The 24,194-nt window shown below is 68.9% G+C and carries 26 protein-coding genes, 1 tRNA gene and 1 riboswitch; of the genes, 13 read left to right on the forward strand and 14 right to left on the reverse strand.

The features are described from left to right. Positions 1-21: 21 nt before the first annotated feature. The 9 genes from trmB to irr form a co-directional block, all read right to left on the reverse strand. Positions 22-702 (reverse strand): tRNA (guanine(46)-N(7))-methyltransferase TrmB, encoded by a 681-nt coding sequence (gene trmB / locus FHG71_RS13610; protein ID WP_246045449.1) that lies wholly within the window; start codon positions 700-702, stop codon positions 22-24. Positions 703-753: 51 nt separating this feature from the next. Further along, positions 754-2,007 (reverse strand): Gfo/Idh/MocA family protein, encoded by a 1,254-nt coding sequence (locus FHG71_RS13615; RefSeq protein WP_139082241.1) that lies wholly within the window; start codon positions 2,005-2,007, stop codon positions 754-756. A gap of 84 nt (positions 2,008-2,091) precedes the next feature. Next, positions 2,092-3,282 carry a methionine adenosyltransferase gene (metK, locus tag FHG71_RS13620; protein ID WP_139082242.1) on the reverse strand — a complete coding sequence of 397 codons (1,191 nt, stop codon included), beginning with the start codon at positions 3,280-3,282 and terminating at the stop codon, positions 2,092-2,094. A 6-nt stretch (positions 3,283-3,288) separates the two neighbouring features. Continuing rightward, positions 3,289-3,337: riboswitch (SAM-SAH riboswitch) on the reverse strand. An 11-nt stretch (positions 3,338-3,348) separates the two neighbouring features. Continuing rightward, complete coding sequence (lnt, locus tag FHG71_RS13625; protein WP_246045450.1) at positions 3,349-4,839, reverse strand: apolipoprotein N-acyltransferase; 1,491 nt, start codon at positions 4,837-4,839, stop codon at positions 3,349-3,351. After that, positions 4,836-5,705, reverse strand: a complete 870-nt coding sequence (locus tag FHG71_RS13630; RefSeq protein WP_139082243.1) for a hemolysin family protein — start codon at positions 5,703-5,705, stop codon at positions 4,836-4,838. The genes lnt and FHG71_RS13630 overlap by 4 nt, the downstream gene beginning before the upstream one ends. Next, a complete protein-coding gene (gene ybeY / locus FHG71_RS13635) occupies positions 5,698-6,249 on the reverse strand; it encodes an rRNA maturation RNase YbeY (protein WP_139082244.1) in 552 nt (183 codons plus the stop codon). Before ybeY ends, FHG71_RS13630 begins: the two co-directional genes overlap by 8 nt. Positions 6,250-6,252: 3 nt before the next feature. After that, the gene (locus tag FHG71_RS13640) at positions 6,253-7,302 is read right to left on the reverse strand and encodes a PhoH family protein (protein ID WP_425467361.1); all 1,050 of its coding nucleotides are present in this window, start codon (positions 7,300-7,302) and stop codon (positions 6,253-6,255) included. Positions 7,303-7,458: 156 nt separating this feature from the next. After that, positions 7,459-8,760, reverse strand: a complete 1,302-nt coding sequence (miaB, locus tag FHG71_RS13645) for a tRNA (N6-isopentenyl adenosine(37)-C2)-methylthiotransferase MiaB (protein WP_139082246.1) — start codon at positions 8,758-8,760, stop codon at positions 7,459-7,461. 123 nt (positions 8,761-8,883) lie between these two features. After that, positions 8,884-9,318 carry a Fur family transcriptional regulator Irr gene (irr, locus tag FHG71_RS13650; RefSeq protein ID WP_246045452.1) on the reverse strand — a complete coding sequence of 145 codons (435 nt, stop codon included), beginning with the start codon at positions 9,316-9,318 and terminating at the stop codon, positions 8,884-8,886. A gap of 150 nt (positions 9,319-9,468) precedes the next feature. Here irr and fabA point away from each other — a divergent pair, with 150 nt between their 5' ends. The 11 genes from fabA (at position 9,469) to FHG71_RS13700 (ending at position 18,374) form a co-directional block, all read left to right on the forward strand. Then, positions 9,469-9,984: a bifunctional 3-hydroxydecanoyl-ACP dehydratase/trans-2-decenoyl-ACP isomerase gene (fabA, locus tag FHG71_RS13655; RefSeq protein ID WP_139082247.1), complete on the forward strand. Its 516-nt coding sequence runs from the start codon at positions 9,469-9,471 to the stop codon at positions 9,982-9,984. A 3-nt stretch (positions 9,985-9,987) separates the two neighbouring features. Then, the gene (gene fabB, locus FHG71_RS13660) at positions 9,988-11,214 is read left to right on the forward strand and encodes a beta-ketoacyl-ACP synthase I (RefSeq protein WP_139082248.1); all 1,227 of its coding nucleotides are present in this window, start codon (positions 9,988-9,990) and stop codon (positions 11,212-11,214) included. 14 nt (positions 11,215-11,228) lie between these two features. Next, positions 11,229-12,011: an enoyl-ACP reductase FabI gene (locus FHG71_RS13665; RefSeq protein ID WP_139082249.1), complete on the forward strand. Its 783-nt coding sequence runs from the start codon at positions 11,229-11,231 to the stop codon at positions 12,009-12,011. 2 nt (positions 12,012-12,013) lie between these two features. Continuing rightward, positions 12,014-12,553 (forward strand): DUF1697 domain-containing protein, encoded by a 540-nt coding sequence (locus FHG71_RS13670; RefSeq protein ID WP_139082250.1) that lies wholly within the window; start codon positions 12,014-12,016, stop codon positions 12,551-12,553. 66 nt (positions 12,554-12,619) lie between these two features. Next, a complete protein-coding gene (locus FHG71_RS13675; RefSeq protein ID WP_139082251.1) occupies positions 12,620-13,060 on the forward strand; it encodes a VOC family protein in 441 nt (146 codons plus the stop codon). After that, the gene (locus FHG71_RS13680; RefSeq protein ID WP_139082252.1) at positions 13,060-13,743 is read left to right on the forward strand and encodes a haloacid dehalogenase type II; all 684 of its coding nucleotides are present in this window, start codon (positions 13,060-13,062) and stop codon (positions 13,741-13,743) included. Before FHG71_RS13675 ends, FHG71_RS13680 begins: the two co-directional genes overlap by 1 nt. After that, positions 13,743-14,573: an alpha/beta fold hydrolase gene (locus tag FHG71_RS13685; RefSeq protein ID WP_139082253.1), complete on the forward strand. Its 831-nt coding sequence runs from the start codon at positions 13,743-13,745 to the stop codon at positions 14,571-14,573. Before FHG71_RS13680 ends, FHG71_RS13685 begins: the two co-directional genes overlap by 1 nt. Before the next feature lie 68 nt (positions 14,574-14,641). Then, entirely contained in the window at positions 14,642-15,865 is a 1,224-nt protein-coding gene (locus FHG71_RS13690; RefSeq protein WP_139082254.1) for an MFS transporter, read from the forward strand. Between the two features lie 49 nt (positions 15,866-15,914). Beyond that, complete coding sequence (locus FHG71_RS13695) at positions 15,915-17,141, forward strand: mandelate racemase/muconate lactonizing enzyme family protein (protein ID WP_139082255.1); 1,227 nt, start codon at positions 15,915-15,917, stop codon at positions 17,139-17,141. A gap of 217 nt (positions 17,142-17,358) precedes the next feature. Beyond that, entirely contained in the window at positions 17,359-17,535 is a 177-nt protein-coding gene (locus FHG71_RS23580; RefSeq protein WP_176559422.1) for a hypothetical protein, read from the forward strand. A 590-nt stretch (positions 17,536-18,125) separates the two neighbouring features. After that, positions 18,126-18,374 (forward strand): hypothetical protein, encoded by a 249-nt coding sequence (locus FHG71_RS13700; RefSeq protein ID WP_139082256.1) that lies wholly within the window; start codon positions 18,126-18,128, stop codon positions 18,372-18,374. A 7-nt stretch (positions 18,375-18,381) separates the two neighbouring features. On the opposite strand, the gene FHG71_RS13705 is transcribed toward FHG71_RS13700, so the two are convergent. After that, the gene (locus tag FHG71_RS13705; protein WP_139082257.1) at positions 18,382-18,639 is read right to left on the reverse strand and encodes a hypothetical protein; all 258 of its coding nucleotides are present in this window, start codon (positions 18,637-18,639) and stop codon (positions 18,382-18,384) included. Between the two features lie 490 nt (positions 18,640-19,129). Next, positions 19,130-19,206, reverse strand: a tRNA-Arg gene (locus FHG71_RS13710). A 101-nt stretch (positions 19,207-19,307) separates the two neighbouring features. Here FHG71_RS13710 and FHG71_RS13715 point away from each other — a divergent pair. After that, complete coding sequence (locus tag FHG71_RS13715; RefSeq protein ID WP_139082258.1) at positions 19,308-20,111, forward strand: superoxide dismutase family protein; 804 nt, start codon at positions 19,308-19,310, stop codon at positions 20,109-20,111. Between the two features lie 39 nt (positions 20,112-20,150). Here FHG71_RS13715 and FHG71_RS13720 read toward each other — a convergent pair whose 3' ends face one another. Continuing rightward, positions 20,151-20,462 carry an ETC complex I subunit gene (locus tag FHG71_RS13720; protein WP_139082259.1) on the reverse strand — a complete coding sequence of 104 codons (312 nt, stop codon included), beginning with the start codon at positions 20,460-20,462 and terminating at the stop codon, positions 20,151-20,153. 149 nt (positions 20,463-20,611) lie between these two features. On the opposite strand from FHG71_RS13720, the gene uvrB reads away from it, so the two are divergent. Continuing rightward, entirely contained in the window at positions 20,612-22,792 is a 2,181-nt protein-coding gene (gene uvrB, locus FHG71_RS13725; protein WP_246045455.1) for an excinuclease ABC subunit UvrB, read from the forward strand. 3 nt (positions 22,793-22,795) lie between these two features. Here uvrB and FHG71_RS13730 read toward each other — a convergent pair whose 3' ends face one another. Both FHG71_RS13730 and FHG71_RS13735 read right to left on the reverse strand, forming a co-directional pair. After that, entirely contained in the window at positions 22,796-23,278 is a 483-nt protein-coding gene (locus FHG71_RS13730) for a hypothetical protein (protein WP_139082261.1), read from the reverse strand. Between the two features lie 14 nt (positions 23,279-23,292). Then, on the reverse strand, positions 23,293-24,194 hold a 902-nt coding region (locus tag FHG71_RS13735), incomplete at its 5' end, for an IS5 family transposase (RefSeq protein ID WP_139082262.1).

Here is a 24,194-nt window from a genome sequence, read left to right on the forward strand (position 1 = left end):
GGGGGGCCTTCTAGCCCGCTGTCAGAGGCGACGGAAGGTCATGTAATGCGGCGACCGCCCCTCGCGCAGCGCCTTGGCCTCATAGCGGGTGCGCGTCCAGTCGGGCCAGGCCTCGTCCGTGGGCCCTCGCTCCAGCGCGAAGCCCGCCGGCGGCACCTCCTCCAGCGTCTGGCGCACGTAGTCCTCGATATCGGTGGCGACCCGCAGCTCGGCCCCCGGCGCCATGGCGCGGGCGAGGAGCCGCAAGGGCTCGGGCGTCACGAAGCGTCGCCGGTGATGCCGCGCCTTGGGCCAGGGGTCGGGGTAGTTGAGGAAGGCCTTGTCCAGGCAGCCGGCGGGCAGCACCTCCAGCAGGTCGCGCGCGTCGCCCGGATGGACGCGGACGTTCCCCACTCCCTCGGCCTCCAGCTTGCCCAGGAACTGCGCGATCCCGTTCACGAAGGGCTCGGCCCCAATCAGCGTCACGTCCGGGTAGGCCTTCGCCATGTGGACGAGATGCTCGCCGCCCCCAAAGCCGATCTCCAGCCAGAGCGGCCCGTCCAGGGCCGAGACGTCCAGCACCTCGCGTCCCGGATTCTCCTCGCGGGTGACGCCGCCCAGGGTCAGCCGGGGCAGCAGCCCCTCCAGCCGCTCGCGCTGGAGCGGGCGGAGCGTCTTGCCCCGGGTGCGGCCATAGAAGTTGCGCCACTGGCGGTCAGGCATGTCTTCGGTCATGGGACCGGGCGTATGGGAGCCACCCGGTCCCGCGTCAAGTCAGCTCCGGGCCGAGCCGTCCTCGTTCAGCTCGATCCAGCGTCCCGCCTCTCCGGCCGACCGGTAGATCGCCTCGATCAGCCGCACGTCGCGCAGCCCCATCTCGCCCGGGGTCAGGACCTCCGTGTCGTTCAGGATCGCCCGCGACAGGTGGTCGATCTCCCGGTCGAACTGGACTTGGCTGCCGAACTCGGACTGCCGTTCCTCGGTCCCTTCGCTGGACGACACCATGAGCCGGTTGCCCATGTACTCGGTCGCGGGGTCGAGCACCGCCACCGCCTCCGAGCCCCAGGCATCGATGCGCTTCTTGTCCGCGATGTAGCCCGAGGACAGCGTGGCGAGCCGCCCCGAGGAAAAGCGGAGCTGCACCGTGCAGACGGCCTCCACCTCGGCGAAGCGCGAGTCCCCCTCCGGGCTCCAGGTCCGGGCCGACAGCGCGGCGGGCGTCTCGCGCAGATACCAGAGCGCGCCGTTCAGGGCATAGATGCCGATGTCGATGAACGAGCCGCCGCCGGACAGCGCGCGCTTCATGCGCCACTGGTCCTTGGGCGTGGAGGGATCGAGCGGCCGGTGGTGATCCGAGGAGAAGAAGGTCAGGTCGCCGATCTGCCCTTCGCGGATCATGGTCCCGGCCATCAGGTTCACGGGCTCGAAATGCGCGCGATACGCGACCATGAGCTTCTTCCCGGCCGCGTCGCGCGCCGCGATCATCGCCTCGCAGTCCGCAGGGGTCGTCGCCATGGGCTTCTCGACCATGACGTGCTTGCCGGCCTCGAAAGCCCGGACCACGAGGTCGCGGTGCAGCGAGTTCGGTGTGATGACGTAGACGACGTCGATCTCCGGGTTCTCGGCGATCCGGTCGAAATCGTCGTAGCTGTAGACGCTTCCCTCGGCGACGCCCGTGCGCTGGGCGATCTCGGCCGCCTTCTCGGGATTGCCCGAGACAAGGCCCTTCAGCTCCGAGTAGCGCGCCCTGCCCAGCGCCGGGATCTGGTAGGAGGTGGCGAAGTGGCCCAGTCCCGCCACGGCCCAGCCCAGACGGCGCGCCTCGGGCTGGCGCAGCTCGTTCTCGATCTCGGCGGGCCGACCCACCAGTTCGTTGGGGACGTCCGCATCGCGCACGACCCCGCCGGCAGCCTCCTGCGCCTGGGCCCGTCCGGCCGCTCCGGCCAGCACGGCCCCGGCAGCCAGGCCGCTCGCCCCGGCCATGAAGCCGCGGCGCGAAACGTCCGCGGTCCAGTTCTGATGCGCCATCGCTCGTGCTCCCGTGTCGGTGACAGCGGTGAACAAGGGCGGGCCGGCGCGAGGGCAACTCACGCCAGCGTGAAACGGCCGATCTCAGGCGGCGATCGCCACCGAGCGCCGCAGCGCCTCGGCCAGATCGGTCCGTTCCCACGAGAAGCCGCCGTCGGCCTCGGGCGTGCGGCCGAAATGGCCATAGGCGGCGGTGCGGGCATAGATCGGGCGGTTCAGGCTCAGATGCTCGCGGATGCCACGGGGCGTGAGGTCCATGACCTCGGGGATCGCCCGCTCGATGGCGGCGGCGTCCACGACACCCGTGCCGTGCAGGTCGGCGTAGATCGTCAGGGGCCGCGCGACGCCGATGGCGTAGGAGAGCTGGATCGTGCACCGCTCCCCCAGCCCCGCCGCCACGACGTTCTTGGCAAGGTAGCGCGCCGCATAGGCGGCCGAGCGGTCGACCTTGGACGGGTCCTTGCCGCTGAAGGCGCCGCCCCCGTGCGGAGCCGCGCCGCCGTAGGTGTCGACGATGATCTTGCGCCCCGTGAGGCCCGCATCCCCGTCAGGGCCGCCAATCACGAAGGTCCCCGTGGGGTTCACCCACCACCTGGTCGCGTCGGTGATCCAGCCCTCGGGCAGCACTTCGCGCACGTAGGGCTCGACGATGGCGCGGATGTCGGCGCTGGTCTGCGCCTCGCTCTCGTGCTGGGTGGACAGCACGATGGAGGTCACCTCCACCGGGCGCCCGCCCGCGTAGCGGAGCGAGACCTGCGACTTGGCGTCGGGACGCAGCAGCGGCTCCTGCCCGGACTTCCGCACCTCGGCCAGCCGCCGCAGGATGGCATGGGCGTACTGGATCGGAGCGGGCATGAGCTCGGGCGTCTCGCGCGTGGCGTAGCCGAACATGATGCCCTGGTCGCCCGCGCCCTCCTCGCCCCGCTCGCCGGTGACGCCCTGGGCGATGTGGGCGGACTGCTCGTGCAGGAGATTGGTCACCTCGCAGGTGTTCCAGTGGAACTTGTCCTGCTCGTAGCCGATGTCGCGGATGCAGGCGCGGGCGATGTCCTCGACGCCCGCCTTGAACTCCCGCAGGCGGGCCTGGTCCGACAACCCCACCTCGCCGCCGATTACCACCCGGTTCGTGGTGGCGAAGGTTTCGCAGGCGACACGCGCGCGCGGGTCCTCGGCCAGGAAGGCGTCGAGGACGGCGTCCGAGATGCGGTCGCACAGCTTGTCGGGGTGCCCCTCGGAGACGGATTCCGAGGTGAACACATAGTCGAGGCGGGACATGGGGAGCGCTCCATTGAGGTCAGCCCGTCACGCCAGGAAGCCGTTGTGACGGGGGTTCGGACATCGCTAAGCGCCACGCCCCCTCGGGTCAATCCCCCGGCGTCCCCATGCCGCAGCCAGCAGGAGCAGGAGCAACAGAAGCACGGGCGCATCCCCAAGCCGGGCGTAGACGGTGGGCGGCAGGGCCTGCGGCAGCGGCATGTCGATGACCCCGGCCTCGTGGAGCGGCAGCGCCGCCAGCACCCGCCCCTTCCCGTCGATCACGGCCGAGATCCCCGTGTTCGCGGCCCGCACCATGGGCAGGCCCAGCTCGACCGCGCGCAGGCGGCCCCAGGCGAAGTGCTGCTCGGGCCCCGCCCGCCGTCCGAACCAGGCGTCGTTGGTGACGAGCAGGAGGAAGCGCGGCCGTTCGGGCCCGATCTCCTCCGCGAAGATGCCTTCGTAGCAGATGAGCGGCCGCGCCGTCCCCAGGCCGGGAATGTCGATCAGGCTCGGCCCCGGCCCCGGCGTGAAGCCCTCGCCCTGGATGTCCGCCAGCGCCCGCAGGCCGATCCGCGACAGGAGGCCGCGGAACGGGATGTACTCCCCGAACGGCACGAGGTGGACCTTGTCGTAGAGCGCCGTCACCGCCCCCGTCCCGTCGGCCACCACGAGGCTGTTGCGGTAGCCCCCGTCCCCGTCCACCCGCACGACGCCGGTGGCGAGCGGCGCGCCTCCTGCGGCCTGGGACCCCGCCGCGAGCGTGGGTCCCGCCCAGTCGAGCGGCTCGGTCAGCGCCGTCTCGGGCCATACCACGAGATCGACGGGCGCCTCGCCGCCCGACAGCTCCAGCAGACGGCGCAGATGCATGGGCTGGAGCACCGGGTCCCACTTCTCCTGCTGGGGTACGTTGGGCTGGACGACCCGGACGACCGGCGCCTGCGGGTCCGGCACGGGCGCAGGTCCGGGGTCGAGCCCGACCCAGCCCAGGGCGATGGCTCCGACAACCGCCGTACGCCCTGCCCAGCCGCCCGCCGCCAGCAGCGCCGCCCCGCCCAGCGTGAGCAGCGTGAGTCCGTGCACGCCGACGAAGGCCGCGAGCTGCACGAGCGGCGTCGGGCTCCAGACCTGGCCGATCAGGACCCAGGGAAATCCGGTGAAGGCCAGGGACCGCAGCGCCTCGACCCCCGCCCACAGCACGACGAGTCCCAGCAGCCCCAGCCGCAGCCGCCTCGTCAGTCCAAAGGCCGCGCCCCAGAAGAGCGCCAGTCCCCCCGCCATGAGAAGGAGCGCGAAGGGCGCCATCCAGCCGGTGCGCGCGGGGTCCACGAGGAAGGGCTCGGTGATCCAGCGCAGGGTCAGCGCGAAGTAGCCCGCCCCGAAGGCCCAGCCCTCACGGAAGCCCGCCCCCTCTCGCCGCGCGAGCGCCAGGACCAGCGTCAGCGCCAAGAGCGTCACAAACGGCCAGCCGGTCGGCACCTGCCCCAGCCCCGCGACCGCGCCCAGCGCCCCGAGCCCCGCCATCCGCAGGACGGAGGCCCCGAGACCGCGCCGGAACAGGACGGCGGTGACGGTCACCGGGCCTCGGCAGGCAGCCGCACGCGCAGCCGCCGGACCCGGCGCCTGTCGGCGTCGAGCACCTCGAACAGCGGACCTTCGGGATGGACGATCACCTCGCCCTTCTTCGCCACGTGGCCCGCCAGCAGGAAGACGAGCCCGCCCAGGGTATCGACCTCCTCGGCGTCGATCTCCTCGTGCGCCGTGAGGTCGAGCCCGATCTCGCGCTCGAGTTCCTCGATGGGGGTGGTTCCGTCCACGACCCAGACGCCTTCTCCCTCGCGAAGGACGTGCTCGGGCTCGGCGATGTCGTGCTCGTCGTCGATCTCGCCCACCACGGTCTCCAGCAGGTCCTCGATGGTGCAGAGCCCGTCGGTCCCGCCGTACTCGTCGATGATGAGCGCCATGTGGATTCGCTCCTGCTGCATCTTCTGCAGAAGGGTCGCCAGCGGCATGGAGGGCGGCACGTACAGCAACGGCCGCAGCATCTCGCGCAGATTGAAATCCGCGCCCCGGCCGAAGCCGTGCCGCAGCGCCACGTCCTTGAGGTTCACCATGCCGATCGGCTGGTCCAAGGTTTCCTCAAAGACCGGGATGCGCGTGCGCCCCGACTCGCGGAACTCCTCGACCAGATCCGCGAGCGAGATGGTCACCGGCACGGCGACGATCTCGGATTTCGGGATGGCCACGTCCTCGGCGCGCATGCGCCTCAGGTTGACCAGCGTGTGCGAGGATACCGTCGCGGGCGCCGTCCGGGTGGCAGGGCGCTCCTCGTCAGGGGGACTCAGCGCTTCGATGATGCGGGAAAAGAAGCCGCGACTCTGGCCTTCGCCAGCGTCCTCGCCTCCCTCGTCGCGGCGCGGCGCGGGGTTGCTCGCGTCAGACATCGGTGATCCTCGTCATGGCGGCCCCTTCTGCCCCAGGAGCATAGGGGTCCGCAAGCCCGAGCCCGAGCAGGATCTCGGTCTCCAGCCCCTCCATCAGCAGGGCGTCGGCGTCCCTCTCGTGATCGAAGCCCAGAAGGTGCAAGGTGCCGTGCACCAGAAGGTGCGTTGCGTGATGTTCCAGGGACTTGCCCGCTTCCTTGGCCTCGCGGGCGCAGGTCTCCCAGGCAATGGCGATGTCGCCCAGGCCCACCGGCATCGGCGGCTCGGGCGCGGGAAGGTGCGGCATCTCGCCCGCCTTCTCGGCGCCCCGCTCCTCCGAGGGCCAGCTCAGGACGTTGGTGGGCTGCGGCTTGCCGCGGAAGTCCTCGTTCAGTTCGGCGATGCGCGTGTCGTTGCAGGCCAGGAGGCTGATCTCATAAGCCGCGGGATCGAGACCCAGCCGTTCGAGAGTCGCGCGCGCGGCGCTCTCGGCCAGGGTTTCGAGATCGAGCCCCTCCCAGCGGTGGTCCTCGGTCAGGGTCTCGACGAGTGGGTCGTCCGTCATCGGTCAGCCAGGGTCCTCGAGCCGTTCGCGGGCACGCGCATCGGCGTCATAGGCCTCGATGATGGCGGCGACCAGCGGGTGGCGCACCACGTCGCGGGCCGTGAAGCGGGTGAAGCTGATCTTCGGCACGTTATGCAGCAGCCGCTCGGCCTCGATCAGGCCCGAGGGCACGCCGCGCGGCAAGTCGATCTGCGTCCGGTCCCCCGTGATGACCATGCGCGACCCTTCGCCCAGCCGCGTCAGGAACATCTTCATCTGCATCGACGTCGCGTTCTGCGCCTCGTCCAGCACGATGAAGGCGTTGCTCAGCGTCCGGCCGCGCATGAAGGCAAGCGGCGCGATCTCGATGATCTTCTCCTCGATCATCTTCTGCACCTGCTTCTGCGGCAGGAAGTCGTTCAGCGCGTCATAGAGCGGCTGCATGTAGGGATCGACCTTCTCCTTCGCGTCGCCGGGCAGGAAGCCCAGGCGTTCCCCCGCCTCGACGGCGGGGCGCGACAGGATGATCTTGTCCACATGGCCGCCCAGGAACATGCTGACGCCCACGGCCACGGCGAGGTAGGTCTTGCCCGTCCCTGCAGGCCCGATGCCGAAGGCCAGCTCGTGATCGAAGAGCGCGCGGACATAGGCCTTCTGCGCCTCGGTCCGGGGTTCCACCACCTTGCGGCGGGTGCGGATCTCGACGCGGTCCGCGGGGCCGCCTTTCCCGAACATCTCCGTCTGGTCGCCCTCCTGCGGGCCGGCCTCGCGGCCCGCGGGGCCCATGCGAAGCTCACGGTCGATGTCGCCCAGATCGAGCCCCTTGCCCGATTCGAGCCGCTGGTAGAGCGCGCGCAGCACCTCGGCCGCGCGGGCGCGGGCCTCGGCGTCGCCCATCACCGCCAGGCGGTTGCCCCGACGCAGGATCTGCACGCCGATGCGATCCTCCAGCACGGCGAGGTTGCGGTCATGCTCTCCGCACAGGTCGATCAGCAGGTAGTTGTCGGGGAACTCGAGCAGGGTCTCGCCATTGGCGGGGGCAGCGGCGGACGCGTTCAGCGCGGTCACGGGCAGGGTCGCTCTCCTTTGGCAGGCGCCTCGTGGGGCCATGGTGGCGCGGCCGAGGCTCTCGCGCAAGCGTCGCGACGACCGCTGGCGATGGAACGCCCGAGAGAGCGCAAGTTTCCCTGTCCCCGGCCCCGACCAGCACATTTCCCGGTCGGGCGATCATCAGGGCGCCACAAGCTCGCCTCCGAGGGAGTTCTGGAAGGCAGCCGTGACCCGCACTGGGCGAATCTCGCCGCGCAGGGATTCGGAGCCGACAACGCTCACCGCCATGAGGTGCTCGGACTTGCCGGCCATCTGGCCGGGCAGCCGCCCCGGCTTCTCGAAAAGCACGGGAATCACCTGCCCCACCATCGCGGCCTGCGCCTCTCCCTGCTGCCGCGCGATCACGGCCTGAAGCCGCAGGAGCCGGTCATGAGCCTCCTCCGCCAAAACCGGCGTCCTCTCGGCAGCCGGGGTTCCGGGACGGGAGGAATAGGCGAAGGTGAAGGCCGAGGCGAACCGCACGGCCTCCACGAGGTCGAGCGTCGCCTGGAAATCCTGCTCCGTCTCGCCGGGAAAGCCCACGATGAAGTCCGAGGACAGCGCGAGGTCGGGCCGCGCCACCCGCAGCCGCTCCACGAGCCGCAGATAGCTCTCGGCCTTGTGCTTGCGGTTCATGGCCTTGAGGATGCGATCCGACCCCGACTGCACCGGCAGGTGCAGGAAGGGCATCAGCTTCGGCTCCCCGCCATGGGCGGCGATCAGGGCCTCGTCCATGTCGTTGGGATGCGAGGTCGTGTAGCGGATGCGGTCGAGCCCCTCGATCCGCGCCAGTTCCCGCACCAGCACCGCCAGTCCCCCCTCGGCCCCGTGCCAAGCGTTGACGTTCTGACCCAGGAGCGTGATCTCGCGCACTCCTTGCCCCACCAGCGCGCGGGCCTCGGACAGGATGCGCGCGGCCGGACGGCTGACCTCGGCGCCGCGCGTGTAGGGCACGACGCAGAAGGCGCAGAACTTGTCGCAGCCCTCCTGCACCGTGAGGAAGGCCGTGGGCGCGCGCGGCTTGCGCGGCGGCAGATGGGCGAACTTGTCCTCGGGCGGGAACTCGGTCTCCACGACCTTCTCGCCCGCCTCCATGCGCTGCATGAGCCGGGGCAGGTTGTGATAGCTCTGCGGCCCCACCACGAGGTCCACCATTGGCGCGCGGGCGATGATCTCCGGCCCCTCCGCCTGTGCCACGCAGCCCGCGACCGCGATGCGCAGGTCGGGCTTGACGGCGCGCAGGGGCTTCAGGCGCCCGATGTCGGAATAGACCTTCTCGGCCGCCTTCTCGCGGATGTGGCAGGTGTTGAGGAGCACCATGTCGGCCTCCTCCTGCTTGTCGGTCTGCTCGTAGCCCTGCCCGGCCAGAAGCTCGGCCATGCGCTCGCCGTCATGGACGTTCATCTGGCAGCCGTAGGTCTTGACGAAGAGCTTCTTGGTCATGGAAGGGACCTCGCGCTGGGGCGGGACGGGGATAGGCGGTCAGGGGCGGGGTTGCAACGGCAAAGCCCAAGGCCTTGGCGTCCCGGGTGCCTCACTACGGCCAGACGAAGGGCTGAAACGCCTTCAAACCTTTCTCAGCCGAATCACCACATCCACGGCCGCGATCTCGGCGCCCTCGGGGGCCTCGGGCAGGCGACGGATCTCCAGTTCGGACGCGGGCGCGTCGGTCAGCCGACACTCGTCCTCCCAGAAGAAGTGCGGGTGGTCCGTCATGTTGGTGTCGAAGTAGCTCTTGGACCCGTCCACCGTGATCTCACGCATCAGGCCCGCCTCGCAGAAGGCGCGCAGCGTGTTGTAGACGGTGGCGAGGCTCACGGGCTCCCCGGCCCGGACAGCGGCGTGGTGCAGGCTTTCGGCGGTCACATGCCGGTCGCGGCCATCGCCCACGAGGAGTTGAGCCAGGGCCACCCTCTGCCGCGTCGGCCGCAGACCTCCGCGCGCGAGCCACGCCTTGCCGCGCCCTTCGGTCGCCGCTCCGGTCGTCATGTCGTCGTGCATCGGCCTCGTGCGCCCTTTATCCCAAGCATCCTAAGCATATGTCGCCCAAGGGGTCGGATTCAACCGGGGCCTGGCCCCGCCCTTGCCCCCGTCGCCGGGCGGGTGATAAGGCATCCCCCGGCGCGCAACAACCGGATGGACCAGCGACACATGGCCGACTTCCCGCGACACTTCGACAGGGAGGCGCTGCTCGCCTGCGCCCGGGGCGAGCTTTTCGGCCCCGGCAACGCCCAGCTGCCCGAGCCTCCCATGCTGATGATGGACCGCATCACCGACATCTCGGGCGACGGCGGCGCGAACGGCAAGGGCCACGTCGTGGCCGAACTCGACATCCAGCCGGACCTCTGGTTCTTCCCCTGCCACTTTCCCGGCAACCCGGTCATGCCCGGCTGCCTGATGCTCGACGGGCTCTGGCAGCTCACCGGCTTCAACCTGGGCTGGCGGGGCTGGCAGGGCCAGGGCTTCGCGCTGGGCGTGGGCGAGGTGAAGCTGTCAGGGATGATCCGGCCGGACCGCAAGCTCGTTCGCTATGTCGTGGATTTCACCCGGGTGATCGACCGCCGTCTCAAGATGGGCGTGGCTGACGGCCGCGTGGAGGCCGACGGCGAGGTGGTGGCCGAGGTCAAGGACATGCGGGTGGGCCTGGCCGTGGCGCAGGGAGGCTGAGGCATGCGTCGAGTCGTCGTCACCGGGATCGGGATCGTCTCGCCCATCGGAAACAGCGCGGCCGAGGTGCTGGAAGCCTTGAAGGCCGGCCACTCGGGCGTCGAACGCTCGGAGGAGATGGCCGAGCACGGCTTTCGTTCCCAGGTCGCGGGCACCATCAAGCTCGACCCGGCCCAGCACATCGAGAAGCGCAAGATGCGCTTCATGGGCCCTGGCGCGGCCTATGCCTACATCGCCATGGAACAGGCCATCGCCGACGCGGGCCTGACCGACGCCGAGGTGAGCCACGACCGCACCGGCCTGATTGCCGGATCGGGCGGGCCCTCCACCTCGAATCTCTTCGCTGCCCACCAGATCGTGCTCAAGACCGGCAGCCCCAAGAAGATCGGGCCGCTTATGGTGCCGCGGGGCATGTCCTCGACCGTCTCGGCGAATCTTTCGACGGCCTTCCGGATCAAGGGGATCAACTACTCGATCACCTCCGCCTGCTCGACTTCGCTTCACTGCATCGGCGCGGCGGCCGAGCAGATCCAGATGGGCAAGCAGGACGTCATGTTCGCGGGTGGCGGCGAGGAGCTGGATTGGACGCTGTCCTGCCTCTTCGACGCGATGGGGGCGATGTCCTCCAAGTTCAACGATGATCCCACCCGCGCCTCGCGCGCCTTCGACCGCGACCGCGACGGCTTCGTGATCGCGGCGGGCGGCGCCATCGTCGTGCTGGAGGATCGGGACCGGGCGCTCGCCCGTGGGGCCAGGATCTACGCCGAGGTCGCAGGCTTTGCCGCGACCTCGGACGGGCACGACATGGTCGCCCCCTCGGGCGAGGGTGGCGAGCGGGCCATGCGCCTTGCGCTCCAGACGTTGCCGCAGGGCCGCAAGGTCGGCTACATAAACGCCCATGGCACCTCGACCCCCGTGGGCGACGTGGGCGAGGTGGAAGCTGTGCGCCGCGTGTTCGGCGACGAGCATCCGCCCATCTCCTCCACCAAGTCCATGACCGGCCACAGCCAAGGCGCGACCGGCGCACAGGAGGCGGTCTACTGCCTGCTGATGCTTCAGGACGACTTCATAGCGCCGTCGATAAATGTCGAGAACCTCGACCCAGCGCTGCGGGAAGGCGAGATCGCCACAGCCCTCGTGGAAAACGCCGGCCTCGACACGGTGATGACGAATTCCTTTGGCTTCGGCGGCACGAACGGGTCGATGCTCCTGTCCCGGCACCTCGATTGAGCGGACGCGACTTCATGAACCTGTCTGGCAAACGCGCGCTCGTCATGGGCGTCGCCAACGACCACTCGATCGCCTGGGGCATCGCCAAGGCGCTGCACGGGGCCGGGGCGGAACTGGCCTTCACCTACCAGGGCGAGGCTTTCGGCCGGCGCGTCGCCCCGCTTGCCGCCTCGGTGGGCTCGGATTTCCTGGTGGACGCCGACGTGACCGACGACGCCTCGCTCGACCGCGCCTTCGGGGGCATAGCCGACCGGTGGGGCACCCTCGACATCCTTGTCCACGCCATTGCCTTCGCCAGGAAGGACGAACTCCAAGGCCGTTTCGTGGACACTTCGCGCGACGGATTCCAGACCGCGCTGACCATCTCCTGCTACTCCCTGATCGAGGTGGCGCGCCGCGCACGACCGCTCATGCCGAACGGCGGGACGATCCTGACGCTGACCTACCAAGGCTCCAATCGCGTGACGCCCCACTACAACGTCATGGGCGTGGCCAAGGCGGCGCTGGAATCGGCGGTACGCTATCTGGCGAACGATCTCGGACCCGAGCAGATCAGGGTCAATGTCATCTCTCCTGGCCCCATGAAGACGCTGGCGGGCGCGGCCATCGGCGGCGCGCGGGCCACCTTCCGGCATACCGAGGCCAATGCGCCCCTGCGGTCCAACGCCGCACTCGACGCCATCGGCGGCACCGCCGTCTGGCTCTGCTCGGACGCGGGCCGCTGCACCACCGGCGAGGTCGTGCGCGTGGACGGCGGCTTCCACGTCCTGGGCATGCCGCAGGCCGAGAACTTATAGACGTGACCGCCTACGTCCTCCTGTTCCGAGGCGTGGGCGGAGCAACGCAGCTTCCTACGGCGCCCCTACGCGCTGCGTTGACAGAGGCGGGTTTCGGGAACGTCGCGACATACATCAATAGCGGCAATGCAGTCCTCGCTAGCGGTCGGCCGCGCGAGGAGATCTTGGCGCAGGTCGCAGCCCTATGCGCCGTTCGCTTCAGCTTTTGCAAGGACATCCACGTCCGCAGCCGCGCGGAATGGGTCGAACTCGTCGCACGGAGCCCGTTTCCAGCTGCCACCGCCGCTCCTACGTCGCTCCACGCGGCCGTGCTGGCGCAGGACCCCGATCCCGCCCGCATCGCCGCCCTCCAGGCCGTGGCCGAGAACGGGGACGAACTCCTTGTGCTGGGCCGAGTCGCCTATCTTCACACTCCAAGAGGCTTCGGCCGCTCCAAGCTGGCCGCCCGCTTCGACAAGGGCCTGGGCGTCCCCAACACTGCGCGCAACTGGAACACGGTGCTGCGATTGCTGCATCTCGTCACCGAGGCTGAGCGGGACTGACCAGCGAGGCGCTTGGCCGGCGGCTGGTCCACCGCTAGGCTTAGTCGACCCTCCGGAGGAGTTCCCATGCCGCAGCTCGTCTTCGTCAACCTGCCTGTCACCGACCTGCCTCGGGCCCGCGCGTTCTACGCGGCGCTCGGTTTTGGCTTCGACGAGCGCTTCTCGGACGACACCGCCGCCTGCGTAGTGGTATCGGAACAGATCAACATGATGCTCCTCACGCGCGAGAAGTTCGCGGCCTTTGCGCCCCGACCGGTAGGCGATCCAGCCAGTGCCTGCTCGGTCCTCGTGGCGCTCTCGCGGGCCTCGCGCAAGGAGGTGGATGCTTTCATGACGGCGGGCCTTGGCGCGGGGGGCACCGACAACGGCTCCTTCCAGGACTTCGGATTCATGTATGCGCGCTCGATCTCCGACCCCGACGGAAACGTGCTGGAGCCGATGTGGATGGATGTCGGCGCCTACGAAGGCACGCTGGGCCAAGAGATCGCCGCCGCGGTGGACGCCTGATGGGCCTCGAGCCGAAGGCAGCGGTCTTCGACGCCTATGGCACGCTCTTCGACGTGGCGGGCGCGCTACGTCACGTGGCCGAGGGCGATCCCGGCGCTTCCTGGGCTGCCGATTGGCAGGGACTCGCGCGCCTCTGGCGGCAGAAGCAGCTTGAGATCACCTGGCTTCGGGCGGCAGCCGGGCGGCATTCCGACTTCGCCACCGTCACCGCCGACGCGCTCGACTGGACGCTGGCACGGGCGGGCCTTTCGGAGCCTGACCTGCGCGAACTGCTCTTGGAACTCTATGCGGCGTTGCCGGCCTATCCCGAAGCCCGCGCGGCGGTAGAGGCCCTGCGTGCTAAAGGTCTGACCTGTGCGATCTTGACCAACGCCACGCCGGGCATGATCGCGGGCCTTCTCGATGCCTCGGGCTTCGCCCCCCTCTTCGATGCGGTTCTGACAGTGGAAGAGGCCGGGGTCTACAAGCCACATCCCTCCGTCTACGCCCTTGCAACTGCCCGCTTCGGGGTTCTCCCCGAGGAGGTGCTCTTCGTCTCCGCCAATGCATGGGACGCTGCAGGCGCGGCGGGCTTCGGCTTCCGCACCGCCTGGATCAACCGCGAGGGCGCGCCGCCGGACCCGCTCTGGGCGCGGCCCAACTGGACCCTTCCCTCCCTGGACACACTGCCGGAGCTGATCTGATGCCCCATGTCACCGTCGCCGACGGCGCACGGCTGTTCTATGCCGACGACGGCGAGGGCCTGCCTGTCCTCGCTCTGGCGGGCCTCACCCGCAACGGCGGCGACTTCGACCATGTGGCGCCGCACCTCGCCGGGGTCCGCCTCCTCCGCCTCGACGCACGCGGGCGCGGGCGCTCCGATTGGACAGGTCCCGCGACCTACACGCTCCCACAGGAAGCGGCCGATGCCATGGCTCTCCTTGACCACTTGGACCTGCCCCAAGCGGCGATCCTGGGCACCTCGCGCGGGGGTCTCGTGGCCTTGGCGCTGGGCGCGATGGCCAAGGACCGCCTCCTCGGCGTCGCATTCAACGACATCGGCCCCGTGATCGAGCGCAAGGGCCTGGGCGTGATCGAAGGCTATCTTGGCCGTCGCCCCGCGCAAGCGACCTGGGAGGAGGCCGCCCGGGCCCGCGCCCGGCTCTGGACCGGGTTCGCGGAGGTCCCGCACGAGCGCTGGGTCCATGAAGTGCGCAACCACTACGAGGAGACGCCCGAGGGGCTCCATCTTCGTTACGACCCCCGCCTGCGCGAGGCCTTCCTGCCTCCGGGCGATGCGCCGGTGCCGGACCTTTGGCCCTATTTCGACCTCCTCGACGGGCTCCCCCTCGCAGTCCTGCGAGGCGAGACCTCGGATATCCTGTCGCGAGCCACGCTGGACGAGATGCGGCAGCGTCGCCCCGACCTCCTCTCGGCCGAGATCGCGGGACGCGGCCATGTCCCCTTCCTCGATGAGCCCGAGGCGCTCGCCACGCTGCGCGCCTGGCTCGACCTCTGCCGCGCTCGGGCCTGACGCGTCCGCGACATCCGGGGGCGCTGGCGTGCTGGCCGTCCTCCTCGGGGCGGACTAGCTCCGGGGCCATGCGCTCGCCCCTGCCCCTCATCATGGCCATCCTGTTCCTCGACGCGGTCGGGATCGGCCTCGTCTATCCCGTGATGCCCGACCTCATAGCCCAGATCGAGGGCGGCAGCCTGGCCGACGCCGCGCTCTGGGGCGGGCTGCTCGCCACCGTCTATGCGCTCATGCAGTTCCTCTGCGCCCCCGTGATCGGGGCGCTCTCGGACCGCTGGGGGCGGCGTCCGGTCCTGCTGGTGGCGCTGGCCGTCCTGGCAATCGACCACGCAGGCAGCGCGCTCGCCCAGTCGATGGAGATGCTGCTCGTCCTGCGCGTGATCGCCGGGATCACCGCCGCCACCCACGCCACCTGCAACGCCGCCATGGCCGACGTCACCCCGCCCGAGAAGCGGTCCCAGACCTTCGGCCTCCTGGGTGCGGCTTTCATGGGGGGCTTCATCTTGGGCCCGGTGATCGGCGGCCTCTTGGGCGAGATCGGCCCTCGCGCGCCCTTTTGGGCGGCGGCGGCGCTGGCAGCGGCGGGTTTCGTCTTCGGTTGCTTCACCCTGCCCGAGACCGTGACCGATGCCACGCGGCGTCCCTTCGACCCGTCCCGCACCAATCCCCTGGGCGCGCTGCGGGCGGTTGCGCAACTGCGGGGCGTGGCCCCGCTCCTCGTTGTCCTGGGGCTGACGGAGTTGGCCTTCCTGTCCTACGGGACGATCTGGGCCTACTGGGGCAAGGCGGCCTTCGGCTGGACCCCGACCCAGACGGGCCTGTCGCTGGCCGCCTTCGGCATCGCGGCGGTCGTGGTCCAGGGATGGGGCATCCGGCTCTATCTGCGCTGGCTGGGCGAGCGGGGCACGATCCTGTGGGGCTTCGTCTGGGGGATCGTCACCTTCGTCGTCTTCGCGGCGCTGCCGCCTACCCCTTGGGGCGGCCTCCTGGCCATCATCCTGTGCCCGATCTCCGCCTTGGGCGAGGTTGTGATGCCTGCGCTTCAGGGCCGCATCTCGCGGCTTGTGCACGCCGACGCGCAGGGCGAGGCGCTGGGTGTCGTGGCTTCGGTGCGTTCGGGTGCGCAGGTGATCGGCCCGCTCGTCATGACGGGTATCTTTGCCTGGGGCGCCTCGGTGCCCGGAGGCTATCTCTACGGCGCCCCCTACTACCTGGGCGCGGTGCTGATGGTCGCCTGCTGGCTTCTCTTCCGCCGGACCAACGCGACCGAGCCCGCGCCTGCGACTTCCTGAGGTCGGTTTCCGGCCTGCGGCGCAGGCCGGGACCGCGCAGGATGGCCGCATGAAGCTCCGCGAACTCGACATCCTCGTGACCGCGCCCCCCGCCCCCGGCTGGGGCGGACGATACTGGATACTTGTCAAGCTCACCTCCGACACGGGCGTCACCGGCTGGGGGGAGGTGTACGCCGCCGCCGTGGGCTCCGAGGCGATGGGAGCCGTGATCCGCGACGTATTCGCCCGCCACATGGAGGGCGAGAACCCCGAGAACGTGGAGCTTATGTTCCGCCGCGCCTACTCCTCGGGCTTCACCCAGCGCCCTGACCCCACGGTGATGGGCGCCTTCTCGGGGCTGGAGATCGCCTGCTGGGACATGGTCGGCAAGGACCGGGGCCGACCCGTCCACGCCCTGATCGGCGGGCGTGTGAGCGACCACATCCGCGCCTACACCTATCTCTACCCGACGCGACCGCACCACGCGCTCCCCGCCTTCTGGGGCGACGCGGACCAAGCCGCCGAGGCCGCTCTCGACACCGTGGCGCGCGGCTACACGGCGGTGAAGTTCGACCCTGCGGGTCCCTACACGATCCGCTCGGGGCACATGCCCTCGCTCCACGATATCGACCGCTCCGTCGCCTTCTGCCACGCGATCCGCGAGGCAGTGGGGCCGCGCGCCGACCTCCTCTTCGGCACCCACGGCCAGTTCTCGACCGCCGGCGCGCTGCGCATGGGCGCCGCCATCGCGCCCTTCAACCCGCTCTGGTTCGAGGAACCGGTGCCCCCGGACGACATGGACAGCCTGGCCCGGGTCGCGGCGGCGCTTCCCATTCCCGTCGCCACCGGCGAGCGCCTGACGACGAAGCGAGAGTTCGCCCAGGCGCTCGCGGCCGGGGCAACGATCCTCCAGCCCGCCCTCGGCCGCTCTGGCGGGATCTGGGAAACGCGCAAGATCGCCGCCCTGGCCGAGGCCGCGAACGCTCAGGTCGCGCCCCATCTCTATGCCGGCCCCGTCGAATGGGCGGCCAACATTCACCTTTGCGCCGCGATCCCCAATGGCCTCATGGCCGAGACCATCGAGACCCCCTTCCACAACGCGCTCATCCGCGGCGCCATCCGCGTCGAGGAGGGGTTCGTCCGGATCCCGACCGAGCCGGGCCTAGGGCTTGAGGTGGACGAGGCTCTTGTTCGCGCTCATCCGTTCACAGGGACGGGGTTGCATCTCGAAATGCAGGAAGCCGAGGTCGACTACCGGGGCAGGACGGTCTTCGGAGGTGGCGCGCCGCGGGAGTGACCCGGCCGCAGACCGCGGTCGTGCAGGGGTGGCCCAAGCGGGGGGCGCCCGGGGGCTTCCCGCTTCCAAGCACGCCCGCCACGCGCCACTCTGAGCTAGCCTATCAGCTGCACGATCCTCATCCCTGTCTATGTGTTCGCTCTCTGCCGTGCTCTAGGCGTTCCGCGACAGCCCCGACCGCTCCCTGCCCCGCGTGGCGGAAACGCAATGGGCCCTCATGACCTGCGATTATGGCGCGAGCCACACCCCCGCGCTGGTCACCCTGCCGCTTGGGGGCGCACCGCTCATCGCCTTCCTAATCTTCACCGTACAAGGAGCCGCGATCACCGACGCCGTGGCGGGCCGGCGGCTCGGAGTCCGACCCATTGCCCCTGCGCTGTCGCCGCGTTCCTAGTGCGGGGCAGGCGCGGAAGTCGGGGCGGAAGTGCTGCTCGGGGCGGGGCTATCTTGGCTCACGCCCTTCGGACTTGCCGGAACCGCCGGGATAGGGATGGCCGCGGCGATAGCTGGGCTGGCCGGCACCTTTGTGCTGGCCGCTGTCAAGCGCGAGAGGGACTGGAGCCGCCAGATCCCCGGCTGAAGGGGCGTAATCGACCAGTTGGGCGGCGTCCTCTTCGCGGCCTTTCTCGTCTATAACCTCGCCAGCTACGGTTGGAACTGAACTCTGGCCACAACAGCGCCGGATGGTCGCGCGGACAGTTGCCAATCGGAGCACCGGCCCAAAGCGGAAGGCCGCCGGCCCAGTGAACGCCACCGAATTGCAGTCTCGACCCGTCCCGGCCCTAGGTGTACTTTCTTCTCATATAATACGTTAGCGCAATTGACGCACCCAAACCGTTTCTGATGGCCGACATGATCCAGAGCTCCTCAGCTTCAAGCCGGCCATACTCATTGCAATCATTCAGTTCGTATAGTGTTTCGGTGTCCCGACAGCGACTTGGTCGACCGGGAGACGAACTAGACCCAACTAAACGAATGGGAAGCATGGGCAGCCGCTACCACCCGACGATCCGTTGCGGCTTCTGCTGGGGGCCGATCGGCCATCGCGTCGAGCACGACCCCGCCAGCCGTCTCGGCTGCGCCCTCTGCGATAACTGGGCTGGCCTCCCCGAGGTCGCGGCCTCTGTCGAGCGCTTCGAGCGTGACCACGCCCGGATCATGCACGCGACGCACCGACCGACCGCCCGGCCTCTTCCCCCTTACCGTCGCTATCGCTTCGTGCCGGAGCCCTGAGACACGCTCAGCCGCGGACGGCGTTGCCGAAGGCCACGGCCTCCCGAAGCAGCAGCGAGGCCCATCCTTCCCTCTCCTCCCCGGCCTCAGGCAACCGGGCCAGCTCGGCCTCGAGCCAGTCCAGGATGACTGTCCGGGGGTGCACCTTGGTCGCCGCCGCCACGGACGCCTCCAGGCGGCCATAGGCTTCACGGGCCACGTCCGAGCGGGCCTCCATCTGCCGGAGTGCGAGCATGTACATCAGCCGCTCAGGTGGCTTTGTCATGTTCGGGCGACCCTCTAGGCTGCGACCGCCCAAACGGGCCGGCGGATGGCTCTTCTATCCGACTCAATGACGGACGGCTTGATTTCGATCAACCTATGGGACACAACACGCGATCGTGAGCAAGGGCCACGATGCATCGCGGCTCGTTGCATGGCAACCGTGGACCATCCGGGATGCGGTCAAGAGTTGCTGTCGGGCATTAAGTGCGGCTTTCGCAACCCGCGCCGATCCCGGCCGGGCAAGGATCGAGCGCACCGTCACGCCCGCAGCCGATTGTGCATTTTGGACATCATAACGGACGAGGCTGCACTCTCGACGCCGCGCTCCGTTTCGGCCGTTGCTCCCTCAAATCCCGAGTGTCCGACAAGGCCAGCAGGGATGAAGGCGGCCCCGGCGTGCGACATCGAGAGCATCTGCAGGCTCATCCCATCATAACTTCAGCTCGGTTCAGGGTGCGGACCAGCAAGCCCACGACGACCGGCCCGAAGACTGGCGATCCCGGGAGGACTCGAACCCCCAACCAGCCGCTTAGAAGGCGGCTGCTCTATCCGGTTGAGCTACGGGACCGCTGCGCCTTCACCTAGCCCGGATCGAGCCGAAGGGGAAGCGCTGGGAACGCCGGGGCCGTGCCGGGGGTTGGAGCGGGACCACTCCACAGGGAGGCCCCCATGACCCGAACTCCGATCCTCGCCTTGGCGCTCGCCGCGCTGTCCGTCCCCGCCCTCGCGCAGGAGGCCGCCCGCCCCGCCGAGGAGCAGCCTCAGACCGAGAGCGAGGAGACGCGCCCCACCAATCAGACCAGCCAACAGACCACGGAAGGCCTGACCGAGCAGGAGGCTCAGGCCGACCAGCCCGAGGACGCCATGCCGACGACCACGGACAGCCAGGGTGGCACGGGCGGCCTCGTGGCAGGAGACGGGACCGAACTCGGCAACGTCTCGGTGTCCGCCACCGCCTCGGGCCACGCCCTCGTGCTCATCAACGCCGAGGGCCTCCGCGAGGGGATCTATGGCATCCACCTCCACATGGTCGGCCAGTGCGAGGGCCCAAGCTTCGAGTCGGCCGGCGAGCACATCGGCGGCGGCGACGAGCACGGCGTGATGGCGGATACCGGCCCACATCCGGGCGACCTGCCAAACGCCCATGTCGGCCCGGACGAGCAGATCGCGCTCGAGGCCTTCGCCATTGGCCTGACGATGGACATGGTCTTCGACGAGGACGGCTCGGCGCTCATCGTCCATGCCGAGCCCGACGACTACACGACCCAACCCGGCGGCAATTCGGGCGACCGCATCGCCTGCGCGGTCATCGAGCCCGCACCCGGCACGATGTCGGACGAGACGCAGGACGCGAACGTCAGCGAGGAGGAAGCCGCCGCACAGTCGCCGGAGCAGAGCGACCAGGGTGGCCAAGCCGAGCCCGCCGACGAATCGCAGAACGCCGTGGAGACCGAGGAAAACTCGGGCGGCTGACGCCCTGAGGGCGGCGGGGGCAGCCCCGCCGCCACGCGTTCAGTGGGTCCAGGGCTGGCGGCGTGAAGGCGAGAAGTTCTCGCCGTAGCCCGCCGGCCGGATGTTGGCCTTGCGTGGCGTCGCGGGCACCACCACCACCTCGATCCCGCGCTTGAGCGCGAAGGCCAGCGCCTCCTCCTTCGAGTTGAAGGTGATGCGCACCTGGGCCTGAGTGTCGCCGCTGCCGGTCCAGCCCATCAGCGGGTCGATGACCCGCTCGGTCGCGGGCTCAAAGTCGAGCACCCAGTCGGAGGTGTAGAGGTCCCCGATCTGGGTGTTGTTCCGGGGCATCTGCGTGATGCGTCCGCGCATGGCATGGCTCCTCGTATCCGGTCCGGCGCCTTGTGCCGGATGGGTCGTCGCGGCGCAAGCGGCAGGCTTGTTTCGAGAACAAAGACAGACCAAATAGAGGGGCCCCTTCCGTCAGGACAGCCCCTATGCACAACAACTCGCCCGAGCAGATGCCGGTTCTCTTCGCCCCGTCGAAGCCCCCGCGCGCGCAGCGCGAGAAACTGGAGGGCGGCAAGCGCTTCAGGCTCAAGACCGACTTTGAGCCTGCGGGTGACCAGCCCACCGCGATCCGCGAACTCGCGGGAGGCGTGCGGGAGGGCGAGCGCAACCAGGTCCTCCTGGGCGCGACGGGCACGGGCAAGACCTTCACGATGGCTAAGATCATCGAGGAAACCCAGCGCCCCGCGATCATCCTCGCCCCCAACAAGACGCTCGCGGCGCAGCTTTACGGCGAGTTCAAGGGGTTCTTCCCCGACAACGCCGTCGAGTACTTCGTGTCGTACTACGACTACTACCAGCCCGAGGCCTACGTGCCCCGGTCGGACACCTACATCGAGAAGGAATCGCAGATCAACGAGCAGATCGACCGGATGCGCCACTCGGCCACCCGCGCCCTGCTCGAACGCGACGACGTCATCATCGTGGCCTCGGTGTCCTGCATCTACGGCATCGGCTCCGTGGAGACCTATTCGGCCATGACGCAGGATTTCCACGTCGGCCAGCCCTACGAGCAGCGCAAGGTCCTCGCGGACCTCATCGCCCAGCAGTACCGCCGCAACGACGCGGCCTTCGCCCGCGGCTCCTTCCGCGTCCGCGGCGACGCCTTGGAGATCTGGCCCGCCCACCTGGAGGACCGCGCCTGGCGCCTGTCGTTCTTCGGCGACGAGCTCGAGTCGATCACCGAGTTCGACCCCCTGACCGGCCACAAGGAGGGCAGTTTCGACCGCATCCGCGTCTACGCCAACTCCCACTACGTGACCCCGCGCCCGACCATGGCCCAGGCCATCAAGGGCATCAAGGAAGAGCTCCGCGTCCGCCTCGCCCAACTGGTCGGTGAGGGCAAGCTCCTCGAGGCCCAGCGCCTTGAGCAGCGCACCCAGTTCGACCTCGAGATGCTGGAGGCCACGGGCGTCTGCAACGGCATCGAGAACTACTCCCGCTACCTCACCGGCCGCGCCCCCGGCGAGCCGCCCCCCACCCTCTTCGAGTTCATCCCCGACAACGCCATCGTCTTCGCGGACGAGAGCCACGTCTCCGTCCCTCAGATCGGCGGCATGTACCGGGGCGACTACCGGCGCAAGTTCACCCTGGCCGAGCACGGCTTCCGCCTCCCCTCCTGCATGGACAACCGCCCCCTTAAATTCGAGGAATGGGACGCCATGCGCCCCCAATCCGTCTTCGTCTCCGCCACCCCCGCGGCGTGGGAGCTGGAGCAGGCCGGCGGAGTCTTCACCGAGCAGGTGATCCGCCCCACCGGCCTCATCGACCCGCAGATCGAGGTTCGCCCCGTCTCCATGCAGGTGGACGACCTCTTGGACGAGATCCGCAAGGTCGCGAGCGCCGGCTACCGCACCCTCGCCACCGTGCTGACGAAACGCATGGCCGAGGACCTGACCGAATACCTGCACGAGCAGGGCATCAAGGTCCGCTACATGCACAGCGACATCGACACGATCGAGCGGATCGAGATCCTGCGCGACCTCCGCCTAGGCGCCTTCGACGTCCTCGTGGGCATCAACCTCCTGCGCGAGGGGCTCGACATCCCCGAATGCGGCCTCGTGGCCATTCTGGATGCCGACAAGGAGGGCTTCCTGCGCAGCGAGACCTCGCTCATCCAGACCATCGGCCGCGCCGCGCGCAACGCCGAAGGCAAGGTCATCATGTACGCCGACCGCATCACCGGCTCCATGGAGCGCGCGATGCGCGAGACCGAGCGGCGTCGCGAGAAGCAGATGGCCTACAACCTCGAACACGGCATCACGCCGCAGACGGTCAGGAAGAACGTCGAGGACGTGCTGGCCGGCCTCTGGAAGGGCGACACCGACCAGAGCCGCATCACCGCCAAGGTGGACCGCATCACTTCCGGCTCGAATCTCCAGGCGGTGCTGGATGGCCTCCGCGCCGACATGCGCAAGGCCGCCGAGAACCTCGAGTTCGAGGAAGCCGCCCGCCTCCGCGACGAGGTCAAGCGCCTCGAGACCGTCGACCTCGTCCTCCACGACGACCCTCTCGCAAGGCAGCAGGCCGTGGAGAAGGCGGTCGAGGACGTGGAGAAGGCGAGCGGGCGGAGCACCGCCGGGCGGCCGGGGCAGCGTGGGGGGAATGTGAAGAGGAAGGGGCGAGGGAGGTGAGTCTCAACTGCTTTTTACGTTCTTCGCCGCTTTCCGAGCCAACGCCTTGTCACGATACGCCTGAAACTCGGAGAGTATGGGGCGGCAAAACCTCTCCAACTCCACCAGAAACTCTCGATAACCTGTTCTCGAAGTTAGGCTCTCTGGCAGTTCGATGTGCTCCCGCATGCGATCTCCAATAGGAAGCAGTACTTTCTGCCGCTGACCCGGCAACATGCTCATATAGGGCATCATTGACATCAGCATCGGCAGAAGTGGCATGTAGTCACGATGCATCACCTTCAATCTTTCAACGTCCTCTGGGTCGAGATGCTCATCCCAGTGTATCATCGCGGGCAACGGCTCTAGGTAGCTACAGAGCGGATCGAGGTTTTCATGGACCCAGTTTATGAGAGACTCCCAGTACCACTGGTCCTCAAAGACCTCTTGAAACTGCACCCAAGTTAACAATCTCACGTTTGTATTTGCTGCTGCTTGGTAGTTCACCCTGAACAACGTGCTCAGGCGGTCGTGTAGCCGAATTGGCGGTCCTGCATGGACCTGACGAGGCTCCGGATCACGGCGATGATCTGGGCAAGCCAAGCCCGGAGGTGGGTGAGGATCTTGCGGAGGTTGTGGCCGCAGCCGCAGAGCACGGCAAAGAGCGCGTCGCCCATGGTGCCTTTGAGGCCGCAGCGGGCGAGCCGGCCGTCGGTCTTCATGTGTCCGATCTCCGGCTCGATACTGCTGCGGCGTCGAAGGAGCCTGGCCAGGGCGGGGGTCAGGCCGCGGCGGGTGCCGCTGATCAGGACCTGTGTGCCCTCGATGCCGTGGCCGCGGGTGCCGCGATCGACGACGGCCAGGTGGGGACGGCAGTCGGTGAGGATCGCCACCTGCTCCAGCGCCTCGACCAAGGTGTGTCCGTCGTAAGGGTTGCCCGGCAGCGACCGCATACCGACGACGAACCCGCCCTGGAGGGTCGTGGCCACGCTGACCTTGCAGCCGAACTCGTATCGTACCCGGGCCTTGCCCTTGGAGATGCAGTCGACCTCCGGCTCGTGCAGCGAGTAGATCTTGCCGCTGCTCTTCGGCGTCTGGTGCAGCAGCCGGGAGACAAGGACCAGCTTGTCAAGCACCCGTTCCCGCAGCGATCCGGCAGGGATTTCGTCGAGCTGGCGGCGCAGGTCGCGTAGCACACGCCCGGTGTAGCCCTTAAGCTTGCGCAAGGCCTTGCGCATGCGCTTGAACTGCCTCGCGTGGGCATAGCGGCCGACCTGTGCGGCCAGCCGCGGCGCCAAGCGTGCGTAGCTCTGCCGCAGCTCGATCCCGGCCTCCCGGGCAAGGTTCACCAGCTGCGCCCGTGCCCGCTCCAGCAGCCGGGAGTCGGTCGGGTGGGCGATGGCCTTCTCCATCACCGTGGTGT

The organism is Rubellimicrobium roseum, from assembly GCF_006152145.1.
Lineage (GTDB): Bacteria > Pseudomonadota > Alphaproteobacteria > Rhodobacterales > Rhodobacteraceae > Rubellimicrobium > Rubellimicrobium roseum.

Coding starts and splice junctions, on each gene's coding strand:
- FHG71_RS13720 (WP_139082259.1), bottom strand. CDS start 20,462: ATGCGCGGACGCATCACGCAGATGCCCCGGAACAACACCCAGATCGGG.
- FHG71_RS23580 (WP_176559422.1), top strand. CDS start 17,359: ATGACCTGCGATTATGGCGCGAGCCACACCCCCGCGCTGGTCACCCTG.
- FHG71_RS13630 (WP_139082243.1), bottom strand. CDS start 5,705: ATGTCTGACGCGAGCAACCCCGCGCCGCGCCGCGACGAGGGAGGCGAG.
- trmB (WP_246045449.1), bottom strand. CDS start 702: ATGCCTGACCGCCAGTGGCGCAACTTCTATGGCCGCACCCGGGGCAAG.
- FHG71_RS13615 (WP_139082241.1), bottom strand. CDS start 2,007: ATGGCGCATCAGAACTGGACCGCGGACGTTTCGCGCCGCGGCTTCATG.
- FHG71_RS13690 (WP_139082254.1), top strand. CDS start 14,642: ATGCGCTCGCCCCTGCCCCTCATCATGGCCATCCTGTTCCTCGACGCG.
- irr (WP_246045452.1), bottom strand. CDS start 9,318: ATGCACGACGACATGACGACCGGAGCGGCGACCGAAGGGCGCGGCAAG.
- FHG71_RS13675 (WP_139082251.1), top strand. CDS start 12,620: ATGCCGCAGCTCGTCTTCGTCAACCTGCCTGTCACCGACCTGCCTCGG.
- metK (WP_139082242.1), bottom strand. CDS start 3,282: ATGTCCCGCCTCGACTATGTGTTCACCTCGGAATCCGTCTCCGAGGGG.
- miaB (WP_139082246.1), bottom strand. CDS start 8,760: ATGACCAAGAAGCTCTTCGTCAAGACCTACGGCTGCCAGATGAACGTC.
- fabA (WP_139082247.1), top strand. CDS start 9,469: ATGGCCGACTTCCCGCGACACTTCGACAGGGAGGCGCTGCTCGCCTGC.
- FHG71_RS13665 (WP_139082249.1), top strand. CDS start 11,229: ATGAACCTGTCTGGCAAACGCGCGCTCGTCATGGGCGTCGCCAACGAC.
- uvrB (WP_246045455.1), top strand. CDS start 20,612: ATGCCGGTTCTCTTCGCCCCGTCGAAGCCCCCGCGCGCGCAGCGCGAG.
- FHG71_RS13695 (WP_139082255.1), top strand. CDS start 15,915: ATGAAGCTCCGCGAACTCGACATCCTCGTGACCGCGCCCCCCGCCCCC.
- FHG71_RS13705 (WP_139082257.1), bottom strand. CDS start 18,639: ATGACAAAGCCACCTGAGCGGCTGATGTACATGCTCGCACTCCGGCAG.
- FHG71_RS13680 (WP_139082252.1), top strand. CDS start 13,060: ATGGGCCTCGAGCCGAAGGCAGCGGTCTTCGACGCCTATGGCACGCTC.
- fabB (WP_139082248.1), top strand. CDS start 9,988: ATGCGTCGAGTCGTCGTCACCGGGATCGGGATCGTCTCGCCCATCGGA.
- ybeY (WP_139082244.1), bottom strand. CDS start 6,249: ATGACGGACGACCCACTCGTCGAGACCCTGACCGAGGACCACCGCTGG.
- FHG71_RS13685 (WP_139082253.1), top strand. CDS start 13,743: ATGCCCCATGTCACCGTCGCCGACGGCGCACGGCTGTTCTATGCCGAC.
- FHG71_RS13700 (WP_139082256.1), top strand. CDS start 18,126: ATGGGCAGCCGCTACCACCCGACGATCCGTTGCGGCTTCTGCTGGGGG.
- FHG71_RS13715 (WP_139082258.1), top strand. CDS start 19,308: ATGACCCGAACTCCGATCCTCGCCTTGGCGCTCGCCGCGCTGTCCGTC.